This is a genomic window from Pedobacter sp. UYP30 (assembly GCF_040547165.1).
Classification (GTDB): domain Bacteria; phylum Bacteroidota; class Bacteroidia; order Sphingobacteriales; family Sphingobacteriaceae; genus Pedobacter.
The window spans coordinates 12620-33485 of the sequence record NZ_JBEPPD010000019.1; the positions used below are offsets into that span (position 1 = coordinate 12620).

17 protein-coding genes are annotated in these 20866 nt (G+C 38.8%); 4 read left to right on the forward strand and 13 right to left on the reverse strand.

What is annotated here, in order from left to right:
- The first annotated feature begins 27 nt into the window (after positions 1–27).
- Positions 28–498 carry an SRPBCC family protein gene (locus tag ABIB40_RS17095; protein WP_354360611.1) on the forward strand — a complete coding sequence of 157 codons (471 nt, stop codon included), beginning with the start codon at positions 28–30 and terminating at the stop codon, positions 496–498.
- Positions 499–537: 39 nt separating this feature from the next.
- Here the strand turns inward: ABIB40_RS17095 and ABIB40_RS17100 are convergent, their stop codons facing one another.
- From ABIB40_RS17100 to mnmL, 6 genes are all read right to left on the reverse strand, one after another.
- On the reverse strand, positions 538–1119 hold the full coding sequence (locus ABIB40_RS17100; protein WP_354360612.1) for a DUF4468 domain-containing protein: 582 nt from the start codon (positions 1117–1119) through the stop codon (positions 538–540).
- 90 nt (positions 1120–1209) lie between these two features.
- Positions 1210–2232 (reverse strand): porin, encoded by a 1023-nt coding sequence (locus tag ABIB40_RS17105; protein ID WP_354360613.1) that lies wholly within the window; start codon positions 2230–2232, stop codon positions 1210–1212.
- Positions 2233–2279: 47 nt separating this feature from the next.
- Positions 2280–3656, reverse strand: coding sequence for an ammonium transporter (locus ABIB40_RS17110; protein ID WP_354360614.1), 1377 nt, complete (start codon positions 3654–3656; stop codon positions 2280–2282).
- Positions 3657–3887: 231 nt separating this feature from the next.
- Positions 3888–5108 (reverse strand): Na+/H+ antiporter NhaA, encoded by a 1221-nt coding sequence (gene nhaA / locus ABIB40_RS17115; protein ID WP_354360615.1) that lies wholly within the window; start codon positions 5106–5108, stop codon positions 3888–3890.
- Positions 5109–5165: 57 nt separating this feature from the next.
- Positions 5166–6695, reverse strand: a complete 1530-nt coding sequence (locus ABIB40_RS17120) for an ammonium transporter (RefSeq protein WP_354360616.1) — start codon at positions 6693–6695, stop codon at positions 5166–5168.
- Between the two features lie 343 nt (positions 6696–7038).
- The gene (mnmL, locus tag ABIB40_RS17125; protein WP_354360617.1) at positions 7039–7983 is read right to left on the reverse strand and encodes a tRNA modification radical SAM protein MnmL/YtqA; all 945 of its coding nucleotides are present in this window, start codon (positions 7981–7983) and stop codon (positions 7039–7041) included.
- Positions 7984–8210: 227 nt separating this feature from the next.
- Between mnmL and ABIB40_RS17130 the strand changes: the two genes are divergently transcribed.
- Positions 8211–8408 (forward strand): alanine:cation symporter family protein, encoded by a 198-nt coding sequence (locus tag ABIB40_RS17130; protein ID WP_354360660.1) that lies wholly within the window; start codon positions 8211–8213, stop codon positions 8406–8408.
- Positions 8409–8473: 65 nt separating this feature from the next.
- Here ABIB40_RS17130 and ABIB40_RS17135 read toward each other — a convergent pair whose 3' ends face one another.
- On the reverse strand, positions 8474–9892 hold the full coding sequence (locus tag ABIB40_RS17135) for an APC family permease (protein WP_354360618.1): 1419 nt from the start codon (positions 9890–9892) through the stop codon (positions 8474–8476).
- A 258-nt stretch (positions 9893–10150) separates the two neighbouring features.
- Here ABIB40_RS17135 and ABIB40_RS17140 point away from each other — a divergent pair, with 258 nt between their 5' ends.
- Positions 10151–12412, forward strand: coding sequence for a sodium-translocating pyrophosphatase (locus tag ABIB40_RS17140; RefSeq protein WP_354360619.1), 2262 nt, complete (start codon positions 10151–10153; stop codon positions 12410–12412).
- A gap of 149 nt (positions 12413–12561) precedes the next feature.
- Entirely contained in the window at positions 12562–14082 is a 1521-nt protein-coding gene (locus ABIB40_RS17145) for an amino acid permease (RefSeq protein WP_354360620.1), read from the forward strand.
- A gap of 51 nt (positions 14083–14133) precedes the next feature.
- On the opposite strand, the gene ABIB40_RS17150 is transcribed toward ABIB40_RS17145, so the two are convergent.
- The 6 genes from ABIB40_RS17150 to ABIB40_RS17175 form a co-directional block, all read right to left on the reverse strand.
- Positions 14134–14361, reverse strand: coding sequence for a hypothetical protein (locus tag ABIB40_RS17150; RefSeq protein ID WP_354360621.1), 228 nt, complete (start codon positions 14359–14361; stop codon positions 14134–14136).
- A gap of 289 nt (positions 14362–14650) precedes the next feature.
- The gene (locus tag ABIB40_RS17155; RefSeq protein WP_354360622.1) at positions 14651–15817 is read right to left on the reverse strand and encodes an RsmB/NOP family class I SAM-dependent RNA methyltransferase; all 1167 of its coding nucleotides are present in this window, start codon (positions 15815–15817) and stop codon (positions 14651–14653) included.
- A gap of 37 nt (positions 15818–15854) precedes the next feature.
- Positions 15855–17093: an ABC transporter substrate-binding protein gene (locus ABIB40_RS17160; RefSeq protein ID WP_354360623.1), complete on the reverse strand. Its 1239-nt coding sequence runs from the start codon at positions 17091–17093 to the stop codon at positions 15855–15857.
- 53 nt (positions 17094–17146) lie between these two features.
- The gene (gene guaA, locus ABIB40_RS17165; protein WP_354360624.1) at positions 17147–18676 is read right to left on the reverse strand and encodes a glutamine-hydrolyzing GMP synthase; all 1530 of its coding nucleotides are present in this window, start codon (positions 18674–18676) and stop codon (positions 17147–17149) included.
- Positions 18677–18822: 146 nt separating this feature from the next.
- On the reverse strand, positions 18823–19278 hold the full coding sequence (locus ABIB40_RS17170; protein ID WP_354360625.1) for a deoxycytidylate deaminase: 456 nt from the start codon (positions 19276–19278) through the stop codon (positions 18823–18825).
- 51 nt (positions 19279–19329) lie between these two features.
- Complete coding sequence (locus ABIB40_RS17175; protein ID WP_354360626.1) at positions 19330–20763, reverse strand: MFS transporter; 1434 nt, start codon at positions 20761–20763, stop codon at positions 19330–19332.
- Positions 20764–20866 lie beyond the last annotated feature (103 nt).

The window sequence follows — 20866 nt, forward strand, 5'->3', positions numbered from 1 at the left end:
TCTTTGTTGTAGTCTAAAATTATCATTTTGAAGACTTACCGTTTAGAATTTAACCAGAAAATCCCCGTTGATGTTGATGAGGCTTGGGATTTTTTTTCCTCGCCTTTAAATTTATCAGAAATTACGCCAAAATCTATGGCATTTGATGTAACAACACCAAACATCAAAAATACCAAGATGTATCCAGGCTTAATCATAACCTACAAAGTGTCTCCGCTTTTGGGCATCAAACTAGATTGGGTTACAGAGATTACTCATGTTAAAGAAAAGGAATATTTTATAGATGAACAACGTTTTGGTCCGTTTGCATTTTGGCACCACAACCATCATTTCGAAAAAATTGAGGGTGGAACATTGATGCATGATATTTTGCACTACAGCATTGGCTTTGGCCCCGTTGGGCGATTAGCGAATGTAATAATGGTGCACCAAAAAATTAACGAAATTTTTGATTATAGATTTAAGAAAGTAGAAGAGCTTTTTGGGATAATGAAGTAGGTTGTTGTTTTAGAAAGAACCAAACTTTAAAAATATTGGTTACCAGTCAGCCTTTAAAACCACCTTTGGCGTAACAGATGTTCCAGAGGGCACTTGCTTTGCCTCCATAAATCCCTTAAACTCATCGCCCATTTCCTTCGCTTTTGCTGCCGTTGCAGTTAAAATGGCTTTCCACTCTAGGCTCTTTAATTTACTTGGTATGTTTTCTAATGGCTGTCCGAAATTTGTTTTCGGCACAAAGTTGCCGTATCGATCTCTATTGTAAGGTGTATACACAAAATCGGTAAGCCAAAAACGATAGCGGCCATCTTTAGCGTTAAACGTGAATTGATAAGTGACTTGGCCACTTGGATGACTGGCCACCAAAATTGTTTTATCAATAATAAACAACCCTTTAGCGCCAAGTGTATCTTTTTCTGCCACGGTAATTTTTAAATCTTTAGGGTTCTTCTTTTCTAAAAAAGTTCTAGCTCGCTGCAGTAAGCTGTCTTTAGCCAAACCGGCATCATCAACAACAACTTCATAATAAGTATATTTATGGTCATTGCTCATTGTCAATACCTTTTGCGAATAGGCAACTTGGGCGAATAGTGCGAAACCAATGATTAGAGACAATCTCATTTTTGCTAAATAAAGTAGGTGCTAAGTTAACTTACTAAAAAAAGCCGCCGAACACTCGGCAGCTTTCTTTTTAAATCATAATCAAAAAAACTAAAATGCATATACCGCAGCTACAGAAAATTGCCCTGCGTTAGGAACAGACACGCCGCCCTTATCAACAAAAGGTTTATCGCCATTGTGATCTAGCCGTACTTCTGGTATAAAAGTCAGTCCACCAGATTTTAAGTTTGCAGTTAGCGTAACGCCCGTGTAAGAAGTTCCTGTCACATTTCCAACATCTTTGGTTTTAAAATATTCACCTCTTAAACCTACCGCGATGGCATCGGTAACTGAATATTGGGGATATAGCGCAACGCCAGCATAACCACCTGCATTGTTGTTTGCATCATAATTAGCAGCATTTAATCCCAGTTTAAATTTTGGATTAATTTGATACGCTGTTGTCAAATCTTCTATAGTTCCATAACCATTTGGATCTGCACCAGACAATACATTTAAATAGGCGGTCCAGCCCTCCAATGGAGAAACCGTTAATTGGCCACCCACACTAGAAACGCCTCTGGTTGCTTTGTACACATTCCAATCGTTAAATAGGCCTGCCATTAAACTTATCTTATCAGTGAATTTATACGTGCCCTTAATTCCTGCATTTTGAAAAGGGCCATTTGTAAAAAGATAAGAGGTAGAATAGTTAAAATTGCCTACCGGCGATATCACCTCGTAACCAATAAAAGTGCCCATGTATCCGGCGGTCATCGAAAATTTGTCAGTAAAATCGTAATTCACATACAAATTCTGAATGTGGAAGGATGAGCCATTGTTTGCTGCATCGGGGATAGATTGCGATTGTCCTCTCGGACCGAAAGAAAGTTCGCCCACAAAAGATGCTTTGCCAGTTTTTTTCTTCAAAGCCAAATCTAACATACCTATGGAAACCGAATTATGATCGTTGGCAAAAGAAGTGGAAATATTGTCTCCCCTCTGGGCAAAATCATACTTGTAATAGGTGTCTACGGAGCCAGAAAACTCTAATGGCGAGGGAACTGCTTCTTGTGCGCGGGCAGCATACGTACCGACAAGTGCGGGAATAATAAGTAAAGATTTCAGTTTCATAGATGTTTGTTTTTAGTGTGTAATTGGTTGAATTTATCTGTAATTATCTAATAATTAAAATTTTCGATTTCCCTACCATTTTTAACGATTAACGTCCCTTGAGAATATTTTTCATTATGCTGTGTAGCATCCAAACCTTCTTCTTCGTCTTCTGAACTCACCCTGATTGGCTGTATAAGGTTAATGAGCTTAAAAATTGCAAAAGAAACGGTAAAGCTGAATAGAACTACAATTACAACGCCTTTCAATTGTGTAAAAAAGAAGTCTGAGTTTCCATAAAACCACCCGTCAGCGCCACCGCTATTTACTGTTTTTGTAGCAAAAATTCCGGTAAGCAACATGCCCACTATCCCACCTACACCGTGGCAAGGAAATACATCTAAGGCATCATCTAACCGTGTTTTTTGTTTCCAAGAAACTGCCAAGTTTGAAATTACTGAGGCTATAACGCCGATAAAGATGGAGGAAGGAACGCTTACAAAGCCCGCTCCAGGTGTAATGGCCACAAGACCTACTACCGCACCAATACAAAAGCCCAACACAGAAGGCTTTCTTCCCCTAGCTGCATCAAAAAACATCCATCCTAACCCACCGGCACCTGCAGCGGTGTTGGTTGTTAAAAATGCAGAAACTGCCAAACTATTTGCACCAAGAGCAGACCCTGCATTAAAACCAAACCAGCCAAACCACAACAAGCCGGTTCCAATTAATACATAAGGGATATTTGCTGGTGGAATTTCTCTGTGTTCGATATGAGTTTTTCTACGTTTTAGTACAATTGCTCCTGCAAGTGCGGCCATACCTGCTGAAATGTGCACAACGGTTCCGCCCGCAAAATCTAAAACACCCATTTTAAATAGAAGGCCTTCGGGATGCCATGTCCAATGGGCAAGCGGAGAATAGACAAACAACGCAAAAAGAACGATGAATAAAATATAAGAAGTAAATCTAATACGCTCGGCAACTGCCCCAACTACCAAACCAGGCGTAATAATGGCAAACATCAGTTGAAAAACTGCGAACAATGAAAGTGGAATGGTAGCTGCCAAAGGCCAAGAAGGGCTAGAATTTACTCCATGGAAAAACAGGTAAGTCATCGGGTTGCCTATTAGGCCGTGAATCGAATCGCCAAATGCAAGGCTAAAGCCAACAACCACCCATAATACTGTTATTACACCGGCTGCGACTACACTTTTTATCATGGTAGATAAAATGTTCTTCCTGTGCACCATGCCACCGTAAAAGAAGGCGAGGCCAGGAGTCATAATAAAAACTAGGGCGGTAGCGATAAGCACGAAGGCAATGTCTGGACCACTGTATTTACCCTCATCAAAATTGGGCAATAAGGGCACAAAAAGGGCTGCAACTGCGAAAATAGACAGGATAGCAAACGGACCCCACTGGTTGAATAATTTTTTAGCCATGATTTTTAATTCTGTTTAGTAGTTTTTTAAAATTTCTGCTAAATTATAAATTAATTTCAAAAAATGTTATTAAATAATTCACTAAACACGCAAAAAAATAAAAAAAACAAATTTTTAAAGCGAAATACACTTTAAATTTCAATAAAATATAGAATTCATCTTAAAAAGATAACATTTTAATTAAAATAATACGTGATTTCTATAAAACAACTATAAATCATGAAAATTATTTCAGCCCAATCTAGAAGCCAAATTTTCAGAAAATGCTGATTGATTAATCTTAAATATCCTACCTTTTAAAGCAACTTTCTTAATTCCAAGCACAAAAAAGTAAACGACACTAATTATGAGAGACACTGCAACACCTACAATAATTGCGACTTTGGCAATATTTTGAAATTGCTCATTTTTAAACGCCAGCATACCGGTAAAAATAGACATGGTAAAACCGATACCAGCTAAGACTCCCATACCTATAATTTGATTCCATGAAGTATTCTTCGGCAAATTAGCGAGCTTGAACGCCACCATAAGTCTGCTAAATAAGAAAATGCCAAGAGGCTTGCCTATTACCAACCCGGCAATAATCCCCATAGCTAATGGACTTTCTAGTGATTTGGCAAATTCTTTGGGCAATAATATAGCTGTATTAGCCAAAGCGAACAATGGAAGTATTAAGAAATTTACGTAGCCATGAATAGCGCCCTCTATCTTGGGCAAAATATTTATTGGCAAGGCAAATGCAACCAGAACCCCAGCAATACTTGCCTCGATACCAGAATTAAATATCGCCAGCCACAATAATAGAGACAAAACAACATGAATGGCGCCAAATTTTACCTTTAAATAATTTAAGAACAAAAGACTGCTAAATAATAAACCTGCAATAGAGAGAAATATCAAGTTTAAATGTTCTCCATAAAACAACGCTATAACTAGAATTGCTCCCAAATCATCAATAATTGCTAAAGCCATAAGCAATACTTTTAGAGCAATAGGCACCCGTTTCCCCAGCAAGGAAGCAATTCCAAGAGAGAAAGCAATATCTGTTGCTGTTGGGATTCCCCAACCATTGGCATATTCTGTATGAATGTTGAATGCGAGAAAAACAAGCGCAGGAACAACCATACCGCCCAAAGCTGCGCCAAAAGGTAACGAAGCTTTTTTAAACGTTGATAACTCCCCACTAATTAACTCGCGCCTAATTTCCATTCCTGCCATTAGAAAAAAGAAGGCCATCAAAAAATTGTTAATCAAACTTTTAAAATTCTCAGGCAAACTGATTGTAGAATTTTCTGGCACCCAAGTAGACGACCAAATATTTTTATAGATAGATTCTAAGTTAGCGCTGTTTGCCAAAAACAAAGAAAGCAACGTGCAAACGATTAACATCACGCCCGTAAAGCGGGTATCATTAATTAATAATTTTAAGGGATTCAATATTTTTTTCATCAAGATTTATTTTATTTAAAACACCTGGTGCTTGGAGGCAACCAGGTATTTATTTATCTAATCTACGTAACCTAGAACGCCCATTTCTGGAATATCTAGCCCACCAATCTCATCTTCTGGATTCACTCTGATAGGAGTAATTTTATTTGATATCTTGAAGAAAAAATACATCACAACAAAAACAAAGATGCAGCAGGTAACCACACCTATTAGCTGAGCAAAAAACTGACCTGAATCTCCGTAGAACCAGCCCGTAACATTCCCTTTTACGCCATTCCAACCATCACCGTAAGAACCGTCTGCAAATAAACCTAATGCCAAGCAACCCCATGCGCCATTTGCACCATGCACGGCAAAGGCACCCACAGGATCGTCGATTTTAAGTTTTACATCAAGAAAATTATACACATAGACTACTAGAACACCCGCTACCGCACCAATTATTACAGACGATAACGAATTTACAAAGGCACAAGGCGCAGTTATTGCTACCAAGCCAGCTAACAAGCCATTGCAAAGCATCCCTGGATCTGGTTTTTTACGTTGAATATATAATATAGCAAGGGTGGCCAATGTTGCTGCAGTTCCAGCCATCATGGTATTTACAGCAACTATAGAAATTCTAAAGTCGTTACCCGCTAAAGTGGACCCGGCATTAAAACCGAACCAGCCCAGAGCCAAAATGAATGTACCCAACAAGGCCATAGGTATACTGTGCCCGGGTATGGTGTTGACTTTGCCGTCTTTGCCATATTTACCAATTCTAGGACCTATAACAATTGCACCAGCAAGTGCGGCAACCCCGCCAACTAAATGCACTACAGACGACCCTGCAAAGTCGACATCTCCATGCCCTAAGCCAAAATTTGTTCCCAAAGCTGCTAACCAGCCTCCGCCCCATACCCAGTTACCAAAAATTGGGTACACAAACATGGAAATAAAAAAACCAAAGATTAAGAAGGACTTAAAAGACCATCTCTCTGCCATTGAGCCAGTTGGGATGGTTGCAGTAGTATCCATAAATACCATTTGAAACAAGAATAATGCATACACACCTACGTCATAAACCTTACTATTTAGGAAAAATCCGGCATAACCTATAATCCCAAAATCATGACCGAAAAGCGATATTACATATTCGTGCGGAATAACACCCGGAGCTCCACCCAGACTTGCTGCGTTTAGACCGCCCCCAAACATAAAGGCGAAACCACATATCCAAAAACCCATCATACCCACCGCATAAACTAGAAAATTCATTCCCATGGTATGAGCAACATTTTTCTTTTGGGTAAAACCTGTTTCAACAAGCGCAAAACCAGCTTGCATAAACATTACCAAAAACCCAGCAATAAGAGTCCACATAATATTTGTAGCAATCTTATTGTGCCCAACGGCGGCAGCTACTTCGTTTGAAGTCGGGGATCCAGGTTTGGCAGCAGCAATATCTGCTATACCGCCCGTATGAGCACCGGTGGGATCTTGAGCAAAAATATTGCTACAACTAAAAAGCACAACTACCAAGGTTAAAATCATACCGTAAACCAGGTATGAGGGAATTTTCTTCTTTAGGTTTTTTAATTTCATAGTTTTTTCAGTTTAAATGATTTGATTTTAAAATTTTAACAAGTATTAACCTTAATTTTTGATAAAACTACTAATTATTGTAATTAATTAATAATAAAAAAATATAAATTACATGATTAATAACTTTTTTATAAAAATAATAACAAAAAACTATATTTTTTTACACCAAATCTTATTATTATAATATTTATTTGTGTTTTTTATAATTATTTTAATATTATTTTAGTAAAAATATAAAATAAACTTAATATTTATTACAACAATCAGATAAAAAATGAATAAAAACAAGAAAATCTCACAAATATTGTGAGATTTTAACTAAAATAATATTTATTTTAGGTTTTTATATAAATTTAGAGCCTTGAACGACTCCTCTACGCTCTAACTCCTTATCTATGTAAGATTGAATAGCAGATTTATTTAGTCCCCAGTTCGGTGCAATGAGTAAATCCCAATCGGAGATACCAAATAGACGCTGTATTACAATATCCGGTCGTAGCTTGGGTATTAATTTGCAGAGCAAGTCTGTATATTCTTCGAGAGAGAATAGTTTGAAAGGATTTTTTTTGTATTTGGCGCCCATTATGGAACCATCTACTATATGCAAATGATGAAATTTAACAAACTTAATTTGCGGAAAGCGATTTATCTCATCAATGTAAGCCAACATCATTTCTTCGGTTTCCCATGGAAAACCAAAGATTGTATGCACGCAAAGATCTAACTTAGAATTATCTAAAAGTTTAACGGCCGCTACAAATTCTGCATGACTACATCCTCTGTTTATTTGGTTGAGGGTTTCATCATATATAGATTCCATGCCCATTTCTAAGTCTACATCAAACCTATCAGAATAACTTTCTAAAAGCGCGACTTTTTCGGCATCAATACAATCTGGGCGAGTGCCCACAGAAAAACCGACAACATTTTCTGTGTTTACAGAAAGAGCTTCATCATACATCATCTTTAAATAATGCACTGGTGCGTAGGTATTGGTGTTAGGCTGAAAATAAACGATAAATTTATCTGCCCTGTAGGAGGCCTTAGCTCTCCTCATCCCCTCTTCTAGCTGTTCTTTAATCGTCGGCAATTTTCTAGATGGTTCTGGCGTAAAGGAATCTACATTGCAATAAGTGCACCCTCCAAACCCCTTACTGCCATCACGATTTGGGCATGTAAAACCTCCATCTACAATTACCTTAAATACGCGTTGCCCATTATACTTCTCGCGGAGATGCGCACCGTAACCTTTATACCCTTTTATACCTAAATCTACTTGTGTGCCCATTTGTTGCAAAAGTAAGCAAATACTCTCAGGTATTAAATTAAGTCTACCCCGACGCCTGCATCCGTATATCGTAAATTAGAAAAAAGGTTAACAAGAGAAAAATTCGTTTGTAAAAAACTATCTCAATAGGTAAGAATTAAAGCATGATATTTCTAAAAAATCAAACAAAAGAGCCATAAAACCTTACCAAACGCTGGTTCTTTAATTTTTTTATAGCATCTTGGCAAATTGACCGGAATCAAAAAAAACATAAATTTGTAGAATGTACCCTTGGCGTAAAGTTTAGAGACATAGCGCCAAATGGTACTGTGTATGGCGGGCCGATGTATTATCTTACAAAGGGATTAAAAGAGAAAGGCCTTACAAATCTGGGTAAATTTTTAGCAGTCGTTTTTGCAATCTTCGTTATAGGCGCAACGATGTAAAAAATTTATAGAAACTTAACGCTTGCAAAACTGCATAGTCTCAACTAACGAATGAAACTAATAAATTAAACTTTCTCTACCTTTTTGGTTATATAATAAATAGGAATTCCTGCCAACATAATAGCAACGCCCCAGCCGCAAGTGCTTGTTTTAAAAATAAGCAAAGCGATGCATATTGCTGTGGCAACGACGATGTAGACACTAGGCAGAAATGGATACCCAAAGGCTTTGTAGGGCCTATCTGCATCTGGCATTTTTTTGCGAAGAATAAAGATGCCTATAATTGTTAGTATGTAGAAGATCAATACTATGATGATCACAAAATCTAGCAAATCGCCATATTTACCCGTAAGACAAAGTGCTGAAGCCCAAAAACACTGGATCCAAAGCGCCCATGCAGGAACTTCAAATCGGTTAAGTACACCAGCTTTCTTAAAAAACAGCCTATCTTTCGCCATGGTATAGTATACCCGCGCGCCTGCCATAATTAAGCCGTTGTTGCAAGCAAAGGTAGAAACCATAATCATCACGGCGATAACAATCGTTCCTTGCGCACCAAAAACTGGTTGTGCGGCAGCAACAGCAACCCGATCATCTGCAGCAGTGGCTATTTGTTGAAGAGGCAAAACTGCCACATACATTATATTGGCCAAAATATAAATTAAACTCACTATAAATGTGCCTAAAAATAAACTTAAACCCACGTTACGTTGCGGGTTTTTTATTTCGCCTGCAATAAAAGTTACACCATTCCAAGCATCGCTACTAAATAAAGAGCCAACCATTGCGGCGGCAATCCCCGAGACTAGAGCCTTCCCTCCAATGGCAGACCAAACTCCAGCTTTCAAATCGAAAGATCTTGGACTCCATGCATTTGCCCAATTTGCATTCCAGATATCGGCTTTTGCAGCTAAAGTAAATCCAAAAATAATTAACCCGAATAAAGACAGGATTTTGATGATGGTTAACACCGTCTGTAAAATCTTACTGTCTTTAACCCCCCTACTGTTTATGTAGGTTAACAAAACAATGGTACCGATAGATACCAATTGAGCTGCATTTAAACTGAATGATCCTGCTGAAAATAAAATATGTTTATCGCTAACCGGCGAATAAAGATAGGCGGCGAATTTGGAAAAAGCCACGCCCACCGCAGCAATGGTACCCGTTTGTATCACTGCAAAAAAACTCCATCCAAACAAAAAGGCAACCAATTTATTATAAGCTTCTTTAAGGTAAACGTATTGACCGCCTGCATTAGGAAACATTGCGCTAAGCTCGCCATAGCTAACGGCAGCTATCATGGTTACAATAGCGGTAACAATCCAAATGGCAATTAACCAGCCCGCAGAGCCAACCTGCCTTACAATATCTGAACTCACAATAAATATACCCGAGCCGATCATAGACCCGACTACCAGCATTGTGCCGTCAAAGAGGCCTAACGCACGTACAAAAGAGTGTTCTTCAGATTGCTTTTCCATTGGTTGTTGGTTTGTGCTAAATTATTTAAAAATTTAATCATTTCACTTTTTGGGCAAAAATTTATAAAAAATAATTTATTTTGCCCCTTGTAAGATTTGCTAGCTCTAGTAAAATAATTTATTACCTTGCTAAGCTTTCTTAAAATAACAAACGAGTTACCTTGATCAACGCAATCGTTCTTAAAAAAAGCTTTAATATTTTTTACCTTTTATGATTTCGAAAATAACCTTAACCAAATATTACACAATAATTTAACTATGGATTTTTTACAACAGAATTTAATTTATACCATTCCTGCACTTGGACTTGTAGGTATTCTGGTAATGCTCTTTAAAAGCGCTTGGGTGAGCAAACAAGATGCGGGCGATGCCACTATGCAAGAACTGGCAGGCTACATTGCCGATGGAGCTATGGCTTTTTTGAAGGCCGAATGGCGTGTGCTTAGTATTTTTGTAGTGATTACCGCTGCGCTTTTAGCCTACTCTGGTTCCATTACCGAAATTAAAGGAATAGCTATGCATTCTAGCTGGATCATTTCAATTTCGTTTATCATTGGCGCAGTTTTATCGGCAACAGCCGGATATATTGGAATGAGAGCGGCCACAAAAGCAAATGTGCGCACCACTCATGCAGCAAGAACGAGCTTAAAAAAGGCATTGAAAGTGTCGTTTACTGGCGGCACGGTAATGGGTTTAGGAGTAGCAGGATTGGCTATTTTAGGCTTGGGAAGTTTGTTTATCATATTCTTAAAAGTTTTTAACGTGGTTACCGTAGATAGCAGCGAAATGAGAACTGCTATCGAGGTGTTAACTGGATTCTCACTTGGAGCAGAATCTATTGCGTTATTTGCACGCGTTGGCGGAGGAATTTACACTAAGGCAGCAGATGTTGGTGCCGATTTGGTTGGAAAAGTAGAAGCCGGAATTCCAGAAGATGATGTTAGAAACCCTGCAACCATTGCAGATAATGTAGGAGATAACGTAGGCGATGTGGCTGGTATGGGCGCAGATTTATTCGGAAGCTATGTAGCTACAATTCTAGCAACGATGGTTTTAGGACAAGAGGTTGTCTTAAAATCGGCAGATAAGTTTGGCGGCATGTCGCCGATTCTATTGCCTATGGTAATTTGCGGTCTTGGCATTTTGTTTTCCATTGTCGGAACCTTGTTTGTAACCATAAAAGACGAAAATTCTAGCGTGCAAAATGCCTTAAACCTTGGTAATTGGTCGTCTATTCTAATTACCGCAATTGCCTGCTATTTTATAGTAACCTGGATGTTGCCAGATACACTTGTATTAAGAGGTTATGAATTTTCGAGCATAAACGTATATTACGCTATTCTAGTTGGGCTAGTTGTTGGCACCATAATGAGTGTGGTAACAGAGTATTTCACTGCAATGGGAAAAGGCCCGGTAAATTCAATCATTCAACAATCATCTACCGGGCATGCCACAAATATTATTGCCGGCTTAGCTGTAGGAATGAAATCTACGGTAATTCCAATTTTGGTATTGGCAGGTGGCATTATGGCTTCGTATCATTTTGCGGGCCTGTACGGAGTTGCCATTGCAGCCGCGGGTATGATGGCAACCACAGCAATGCAACTGGCAATTGATGCCTTTGGCCCAATTGCAGATAATGCAGGTGGAATCGCAGAAATGAGTCAACTGCCACCAGAAGTGAGAGAACGTACGGATAATTTAGATGCAGTTGGAAATACTACTGCAGCTACCGGAAAGGGCTTCGCTATTGCTTCTGCAGCGCTTACTTCTTTGGCCTTGTTTGCTGCATTTGTAGGCATTGCTGGCATCTCTTCCATAGATATTTATAAAGCACCAGTTTTGGCAGGCTTATTTGTAGGCGGAATGATTCCATTTATATTTTCTGCGCTTTGTATACAAGCAGTTGGTAAAGCAGCCATGGACATGGTCCAGGAAGTTCGCCGCCAATTCCGCGACATACCGGGTATTATGGAATATAAGGCAAAACCAGAATATGATAAATGCGTTGCCATCTCTACCAAAGCCTCTATTAGAGAGATGATGATGCCTGGTGCAATTGCACTTATTACGCCAATTATTATAGGTTTTATTTTCGGCCCAGAGGTTTTGGGTGGTTTGCTTGCAGGTGTAACTGTTACCGGTGTGTTAATGGGGATCTTTCAAAGTAACGCAGGTGGTGCTTGGGATAATGCAAAAAAATCTTTTGAGCAAGGTGTAATGATTAATGGAGAAATGCACTACAAAAAATCAGAACCGCACAAAGCTTCGGTTACTGGAGATACTGTTGGCGATCCATTTAAAGATACGTCTGGTCCTTCCATGAACATTTTAATCAAACTAATGTCTATCGTGTCGCTGGTTATCGCCCCTTATATTGCTGTAAAAAGTGATGTAAAGGTAGAAGGAGTGAAAATTAAAACTGAAATTGTTTCTCCAAATTCAACCGCTAAAACAATTATCATCAAAAAACAAGTTGTTGCAAGCAAGGTAGAGGTTGGATCTGCAAAAATAGATTAAGAGCAAAACAACCAATTCAGTTACTTAAAAACCAGGAAAAAACTGCAAGAAACTTGCCAGATAGGGAGCTCAATAGAGAATCCCTATTTTTTTTACCAACTTTTTTATTTACGTTTGAAACTATCGAAAACTAAAACCGACAAAACTATATGAGCTTATTTGCAAAAAAATCAATTGCAGTTTTACTAGAGGAAGCTTCGGAATCAGAAAAATCACTTAAAAGAACCCTCTCAGCCGGATCGCTGGTCGCCTTGGGAATTGGAGCTATTATTGGCGCAGGTCTCTTTGTACGTACAGCATCAGCTATCGCACAGAATGCAGGGCCATCTGTAACTTACGGATTTTTACTCGCATCCTTAGGTTGTGCTTTCGCGGGATTGTGCTACGCAGAACTTTCTTCATCTATTCCAATTGCGGGTAGTGCATACACGTATACTTATGCAACCATGGGCGAATTAATGGCCTGGATTATTGGTTGGGATTTAATTCTAGAATATGCGGTAGGTGCCGCGACTGTTGGTATTGCCTGGGCAGAATATTTTAACAATTTATTGGTTGAAGTACTTCATGTGAGCCCCGTCCCCTATCAATGGTGCCACTCTCCTTTTCAAACTAGCGTAGACGGAGTGAGCGGTATTGCAAATCTGCCGGCCTTATTCATTGTAACCATAATAAGTTTACTTTTAATTAAAGGAACACAAGAATCTGCTTTTGTTAATGGAATCATTGTTATTGTTAAAGTAGCCATTGTCATATTAATTATCGGGTTTGGCTGGAATTACATCAACCCAGTTAATCATACTCCTTTTATCCCGGAGGCAACTCAATATACAGATAGAGAAGGATTAACCTTTAATTATGGAGGTTTTTGGGGGATTTTGGGTGCAGCAGGCACGGTATTTTTTGCTTTTATAGGTTTTGATGCCGTTAGTACCGCAGCTCAGGAAACGAAGAATCCAAAAACAGCTATGCCAATTGGAATTTTGGGATCTCTTGTCATTTGTACAATATTGTACGTGTTGTTTTCTTATGTTTTAACTGGCCTCGCTCCAGTAGAGTTCTTTAGAACCAGTGGAAAAGAAGCTTCTGTAGTAGCGGCAATAAACGTCTATATGCCGGGCTATCATTGGTTAGGAACCTTAGTAACCATTGCTATTTTAGGTGGCTTTTCTTCTGTAATATTGGTAATGCTTTTAGGCCAAAGTAGGGTGTTTTATTCTATGAGTACCGATGGGTTAATGCCAAAAATGTTTAGCGATCTACACCCAAAGTTTAAAACTCCTTACAAAGCCAGTTTAATGATCTTGGTGTTGGTAGCGCTCTTTGCTGGTTTTGTTCCTGGTGACATTGTTGGAGATATGACCAGCATTGGAACTTTGTTTGCCTTTATATTAGTTTGTATAGCTGTGCTGGTTTTACGTAAAACAGAACCCAACATGAAGAGAGAGTTCAAAACACCTTGGGTACCTTTTGTACCCATTATGGGAATTTTGACTTGTACAGCGATGATTGCCGGACTGCATTGGTCTAACTGGTTAAGGTTACTCGGTTGGTTGGCTATAGGCTTTGTAATATATTTCACATACAGCAAAAAGCATTCTGTATTGGGCAAAACTGGTAAAACGGTTGAACCAAAAGACCCACCTAAACCAGAGTACCCAGAGATATAATAAAAAACATTAAGGCCTTCGCGACATGCGGAGGCCTTTTCTTTTTAACGATTATTTTTTTCTTCGAGTTCTTTCCCTTTTTTTCCAGCCTTTTTTTAGTTTCTTATAGGATTTCTTATCTACTTTGCTCTTTTTCTTGCTTCGCGATACGCCTTTTTTCTTACGTGCGTTTATGTTGTTTACTAAAGAGTTTTTAACGCCTAATTTATTTTTCTTCGCTTTTTTCTTAGATTTTTTTGTCTCCTTTTTCGAATTACTTTTCTTAGATTTTTTAGCCATGACGATTTTTATCCTTTAAACATTAATTTTGAAAAATAGTTCTTTCGGAATAAATGGCCTTTCGAAAATTGTATCAAAAAAGCAAAACACATCTCAGGTGTGTAAGTTGGAAACCATTTTAAAAAATTGCGTCCACGAAGAAAGTTTGTTTATGTCGAGTAAAAAAACTAAATCACAATAAACGAAAGTTTATAAATTTGGTTAAAATAGACTGGAATCCTTTTTTTTAAAGAAACATTAATGGCAGGTTAGTGATATGCTCAACTTGCAAAGTTTTTAACTTGCACCTTTATTGTTCTTCCCCAATAAACCTAGCAACAAACATGGTGTCGGCGGCCTGTTCATATCCTTTCATAAGTTCCATGCGCTCCAATTTTAGCGACAGGTTATTTACGCAGTATGTTACTATTTGTTCGTTTTCTTCTGCAAATGCCGAACATGTTATATAAATAAGAGGCTTGCCTGGTTTTAAATATTTCGACACATTTGTAAGAATACTTTTCTGAATTTTAGCGTATTGAGCAATCTTATTTTCATCAAAAAAACTGAGCATTTCTGGCGTTCGCCCCCAAGTACCAGAGCCGGTGCAGGGTGCATCTACAATAATTCCATCAAATTGATAATGATGTAAAATCTGCGCGTTGTTTACTAGCAGATCTAACTCTTTCCGTTGATATTTTTTCAACCCAGCAAGGCGAAAGCGAGTTTCTAAATTCTCTAAAACCTGCGGACGGAGATCGCTTACCAATAAATCTATTTCTTGTTCTAGGCTATGAAGAAGTAAGCTTTTACCGCCAGATGCCGCACAGCAATCCCACCACTTGTCGTGTTTTACTGGCTTAAAATAAAGACCAGTCTGTTGCGATGAAAAATCTTGCACCTGATAAGTTCCGGCTTCTAGCACATGATCTAGTTTAGTGCCATTTAAAAATGCTAAAGTTGTAGAAGTAATCTGTTCGAACGCAATTTCTCCGGTTTCTAAGCGATTTAACACACCTGTCTTATCCGATTCTCGCACACGAATAAATAATTTCGGCTGAACAAAAAACGAGCTGTAAAAAGCATTAGCTGCTAGGCTTTCTGAAAGCTTTGCATTAAATGGGAAGACATCGCTCAAATCAAAATCGGCATATTGTGATGCAATGATTGCCAACTTCTCATCTAAAGGTAAAGAACACTTGTCTATAAGAGCTGGCAAATTACCTTCGACAACCAAACTCAGATCACAGTGGCACAAAAAATCGGCAACGGCAAGTCTTTCATGCACCGCTAAATATCTCAAGGATTTCCCCAATCTAAAAAAACTGTAAATGTACCTGGTTGCCCATCTTCTATCTGACGAGCCCATTTGTTTATTTTTCCTGTAATAAACAGGTAAAAAACGATGTAAAGGCATTAGGCCATCATACGCGGCCAAGATTTGATCGAATGCTCTAAGCTGATGTTCTAACTTCATGAATCAAATTTGAAATAAACATAACAGATGACATTGGTTAGTTTACAACCTCAAGAGAAAAATTATGATAACGCAACAACATTACGTGGGTATTTACATAGCCAGTTTTTGGATTGTATACAAAATTGAAACTGTTGTGCAAACCTTTATAAGAATCTTTGGTGATGTATTCGCGGTAATCGGCACCATGTTTGGCCAACAATCTTCCAACATAAAAACCAACATCAAATCCCTTAAACGCATATTCGCCAGGTTCGAAACCGTAACGAGCGCGATAACCCTTTATAAACTTTACAACACTACTGCTTTTGTAATCTATTTTATAAGAGCTAGTAAGAATGGTGTTTAAATTTTCGAGCTGATCTATCGGATAATTTTGCTTCAACCAAACAGGATGGCCGAACAGGTTGATGTCGTACTTTGTTCGAGGGTTATTTTTTAAACGAAACAACTTTTCTATGGTGGGCAAAACAAAAGCCCTATCGGCAGATGTTACCACTACTGCATATTTTTTTCCTTTAACCATATTTCTTTCAAAAGCATAGGTTGAAGGATATTCCTGTAGAATAAATCGACTTCCTGATGCCTGTTTAAAAAAATTTCTAATTGGCGCCGCAAAATTTTCATCAGCGGTTTTCTTGGTATTAATTAACACCACAATGGTATTTGCAGGCTCGTAGTGTTTTGAAATGTATTCGGCCAATTTTGTGGCATGTTGATCTAAACTGCTTGCAATAGAAACCAAATTTGGATTGTTAAAATCTACAGGGTTTGAAGCTGCCAATGGAGAAATGATGGTTGCATGATGCGTTATGCTATACTCGGTTACGGCTTTAATTTCCTTTGGAAAAACTGGCCCAACAATCAAATCACTATTTATAAAACCTTGGTTTTTAACTAATGTGGCAATATGAGCCTGGTCATCTTCGGTGTCGAATACATTTAGTTTAAAACTTAAACCAAAAGTTGCAGCCGAATCAATCCCCATATTAAATCCCTGATAAAAATCTATGGGCATTGCATGCCGTTCTACGTCTGCCTTAGTAGCTGTTTTCAAATTTATCCTATTCAAACCGAATGGAATCAACAATGACACATTTGCTTCTGTAAAACGCTTTTTGCTCGGCTTCTTATCGTTGCTATCTTCAGTAGCTTTTTCTGTTTCCTTAGTAGTTTGCGGTGTTTTGGTTTTTTTTGTAGGACGTATTTTTGAGGAACAGCCCGCAAAAAGCATGCTTGCAACTATAAATAAAACATAAATTAGTTTAAACTTCATTATTAATTTTTTGCAAGAAGGATTCATCATTCAATTTGAAGAGCGAGCATATTTTACTCCCACTCTATTGTTGCAGGTGGTTTAGAACTTATGTCATAAACAACTCTGTTAATTCCTTTAACCTTGTTTATAATTTCATTACTTATTTTCCCCAACACGGGATAAGGCAAATGACACCAATCGGCTGTCATCCCATCTACAGATTCTACAGCACGCAGGCAAATAACGTTTTCGTACGTTCGTTCGTCTCCCATAACACCTACAGACTGCACAGGCAGAAATATAGCTCCCGCCTGCCAAACTCTATCATATAAGCCTGCAGCCTTTAGTTCTGCTATATAAATGGCATCGGCATCTTGCAAAATTGCAACTTTCTCGGCAGTAACATCGCCCAATATCCTAATCGCTAAGCCTGGTCCCGGGAAAGGATGTCTGCCTAAAATATCGTCTGCAATCCCCAAGGTTTTTCCAACACGCCTTACCTCATCTTTAAACAAAGTATTAAGTGGCTCAACAACCTTCAGTTTCATAAAATCTGGTAGGCCACCAACGTTATGGTGAGATTTTATCATTGCCGAAGGTCCGTTTACCGAGATAGATTCTATTACATCTGGATAAATAGTGCCTTGTCCAAGCCATTCTACACCACTAACTTCATGCGCAGCATCATCAAAAACCTCTATAAAAACACGGCCAATCGCCTTCCGTTTCAATTCAGGGTCTTTGACGCCTGCCAACTGACTTAAGAACCGATCTTTTGCATCTACGCCCTTTATATTTAGACCCATGTGCTTATATTGATCCAGCACCTGTTCATATTCTCCTTTGCGTAGCAAGCCGTTATCTACAAATATACAATGTAAGTTTTTGCCTATTGCTTGGTGAAGCAACACCGCTGCAACACTGCTATCTACCCCGCCAGATAATCCCAAAACTACCTTATCGTCTCCTATTTTCTCTTTTAAATTTGCTATTGTTGTTTCGATAAAGGCTGCAGAAGTCCAATTTTGGCTGCAACCACAAATATCTACCAAAAAGTTTTCTACCAATATTTTGCCCTCTATGCTGTGGGTTACCTCTGGATGAAATTGTATTGCGTAGGTTTGTGAATCTTTAATTTGGAACGCCGCTACCTGTACGTTATCTGTACTTGCAATAAGTTCAAACTCGGCAGGCACCTGCTTAATGGTATCTCCGTGGCTCATCCAAACCTGAGAATCTATATGGATGTTCTTAAAAAGCTTATTCTCTTGATTTAACCAAGTTAACTTTGCCCTTCCATATTCTCTTATAGATGATGGTTGCACCTCGCCACCCATTTGCTGGGCAAAATACTGTGCACCATAGCAAACAGCCAGTACAGGATATTTTAAATGAAAAGCAGATAAATCTACTTGCGGGGCATCGGCCTGTCTAACGGAATATGGACTTCCAGACAGAATGACGCCCTTTACCGAGTCATCAAACTCTGGTATATTGTTAAATGGATAAATCTCGCAATAAACGTTTAGTTCGCGCACTCTACGTGCAATCAGCTGGGTATACTGCGAACCGAAATCGAGGATGATGATTTTTTCAAGCATGGGCAAAGCTACCAATTTGCAGGGAGATTTTATAAATAATTTCTCAGGTGAAGGCTGGAGTTGGGGAGTTGTTGATGCGGGGAGTCGTTGTCTCGTGGAGTCATTAAGTCGTTGGGATTGCCGATTAAACAACTAAAACGCTACGCCTAAACAACTAACTGCCTTACTTCTACCCCAAATTTCTGTAGAAAATCTACGCCTTCATCACTTTGCAACCCTTTATACGCAGCATAAGATTTAGAATAATAAACTAATTTAATCCCAGAGGAGAGAATTAGTCTTGCACAGGCTATGCAAGGCGAGAGCGTAGTATATAAGGTTGCCCCTTCTACTTTAGCACCATTTTTTGCTGCATACAAAATGGCATTTTGCTCTGCGTGTAAGGCCAAAGAGCAACTGCCCTTGCTATCTCTAGCACAACCATCGTTTGGCCATTCCTCATCGCAATTGTGCGTACCCGCTGGTGGCCCATTGTAGCCAATGGATATTATGCGCGTGTCTTTGGCAAGCACAGCGCCCACATGTGCCCTCACACAATGCGAGCGGTCGGCCAATTCCATGGCCAACTTCATATAGATTAAATCGAAACTTGGCTTCTCCATAATAAAAAAAGCCACGGCATTTATCCGTGGCTATACATTTAACTTAAATTCTTAGTGTCCGCCGGCAACCTTTTGATCGAAACTGATCCCTTGTTTTCGCAGCAGACCGGCTACACGCCAGCCATAAAACGCTAAATAGCTAAAACAAATTACTCCAACAAAATAACTGTATTGGATACCGGTAAATTCTGAAATATAACCTTGGAAAAAACTAACTAAGCCACCGCCCATAATCATCATAATCAAGAAACTACTTCCTTGACTGGTATGCTTGCCCAGTCCGCTTACTGCTAGGGTAAAGATACAAGGCCAAAGCGTGCTACAAAACAATCCAACGCTCGTAAAAGCATAAACACTTACCATCCCAGAGGTAGTCATACCTATCATTGTTGATAAAATACCAAATGCAGAAAATATAACCAGCATACGTGCAGGATTTCCTTTGCTGGCAAAGTCAGCCCCAATTAACACAAGTATGACTAGTGCATAAATATAAAAATGGCTTAACTCATGTTTGGCAATAGCGTTAACAAGTAAGAATACACCAAAGGCCAAGTAAGGTGCAACAAACCTTAAAATCTTTTGTTTAGTCATGTCATTTGTGAAAGCCTCCACAGCTCCAGTCCAGCGGCCAATCATTAAACTAGCCCAGTACAACGAAACGTACGGCGCAATATCTTTAATGTCAAAACCTAACTTTGTTTCCATGTAAGCAGGTAAATTACTTGCTGTAGAAACTTCCACACCTACATACAAGAAGATGGCGACCATACCCAAAGCCAGTTGAGGATAATTTAGTGCAGAGCCCTTTATTTTGACATCTTTATCTTCAGTTTCTAACAAAGCTGGCTTATCTGGCAATGAAGAGAATTTCAAGAAAACCGCCACCGCTAAAAATGCAACACCCAAAACCAAGTATGGAATTTTAACGCTTTCTATACTAATCGTAGTACTACCTGTACCTACTGACCCAAAAATGGCAAAGCTGACAATTAGAGGGCCAATGGTAGTACCAAAATTATTGATACCTCCTGCCATAATTAGCCGCTGTGATCCTGTTTTTAGTGGGCCTAAAGCAATGGCTAAAGGATTTGCTACAGTTTGCTGTAAAGAAAAACCAAGCGCAACTATAAATAACCCAGATAACATTAAAGGAAAAGAATGCAGGTTTGCAGCCGGATAAAACAATAGCGTTCCTAATGCTGAGATGCCCAGCCCGAGCGCTAAGGAATTTTTATATCCCAAGGTATTTACAATGTCTTTGCCCATAACTACCGAGATACCGTTGTAAATGAGCGCGCCCACGGTATATGCAATATAGAAAGCGAGCGACACCAATTGGCTCTCTGCCTGGGATAGATTAAAAGCTTGCTTAAAAACGGGAATTAAAATGTCATTACTGGCCGCTACGAAGCCCCAAAAGAAAAAAACTGTAGCTAATGGAATAAACTGTGCCCACTTGGTCTGTGTTTGGTCTGAATTCATGGTTTATATAAAGGTTTTACGCCGATAAACTTAGATAAAAAAAACGTAAATCGTTTAATCTGTTACGTAATTATTAAAATAAAAATTAATGTTTTTAGCTATA

Coding starts and splice junctions, on each gene's coding strand:
- ABIB40_RS17120 (WP_354360616.1), bottom strand. CDS start 6,695: ATGAAATTAAAAAACCTAAAGAAGAAAATTCCCTCATACCTGGTTTAC.
- mnmL (WP_354360617.1), bottom strand. CDS start 7,983: ATGGGCACACAAGTAGATTTAGGTATAAAAGGGTATAAAGGTTACGGT.
- ABIB40_RS17170 (WP_354360625.1), bottom strand. CDS start 19,278: ATGGAGAAGCCAAGTTTCGATTTAATCTATATGAAGTTGGCCATGGAA.
- guaA (WP_354360624.1), bottom strand. CDS start 18,676: ATGCTTGAAAAAATCATCATCCTCGATTTCGGTTCGCAGTATACCCAG.
- ABIB40_RS17140 (WP_354360619.1), top strand. CDS start 10,151: ATGGATTTTTTACAACAGAATTTAATTTATACCATTCCTGCACTTGGA.
- ABIB40_RS17155 (WP_354360622.1), bottom strand. CDS start 15,817: ATGAAGTTAGAACATCAGCTTAGAGCATTCGATCAAATCTTGGCCGCG.
- ABIB40_RS17175 (WP_354360626.1), bottom strand. CDS start 20,763: ATGAATTCAGACCAAACACAGACCAAGTGGGCACAGTTTATTCCATTA.
- ABIB40_RS17150 (WP_354360621.1), bottom strand. CDS start 14,361: ATGGCTAAAAAATCTAAGAAAAGTAATTCGAAAAAGGAGACAAAAAAA.
- nhaA (WP_354360615.1), bottom strand. CDS start 5,108: ATGAAAAAAATATTGAATCCCTTAAAATTATTAATTAATGATACCCGC.
- ABIB40_RS17135 (WP_354360618.1), bottom strand. CDS start 9,892: ATGGAAAAGCAATCTGAAGAACACTCTTTTGTACGTGCGTTAGGCCTC.
- ABIB40_RS17105 (WP_354360613.1), bottom strand. CDS start 2,232: ATGAAACTGAAATCTTTACTTATTATTCCCGCACTTGTCGGTACGTAT.
- ABIB40_RS17100 (WP_354360612.1), bottom strand. CDS start 1,119: ATGAGATTGTCTCTAATCATTGGTTTCGCACTATTCGCCCAAGTTGCC.
- ABIB40_RS17145 (WP_354360620.1), top strand. CDS start 12,562: ATGAGCTTATTTGCAAAAAAATCAATTGCAGTTTTACTAGAGGAAGCT.
- ABIB40_RS17110 (WP_354360614.1), bottom strand. CDS start 3,656: ATGGCTAAAAAATTATTCAACCAGTGGGGTCCGTTTGCTATCCTGTCT.
- ABIB40_RS17160 (WP_354360623.1), bottom strand. CDS start 17,093: ATGAAGTTTAAACTAATTTATGTTTTATTTATAGTTGCAAGCATGCTT.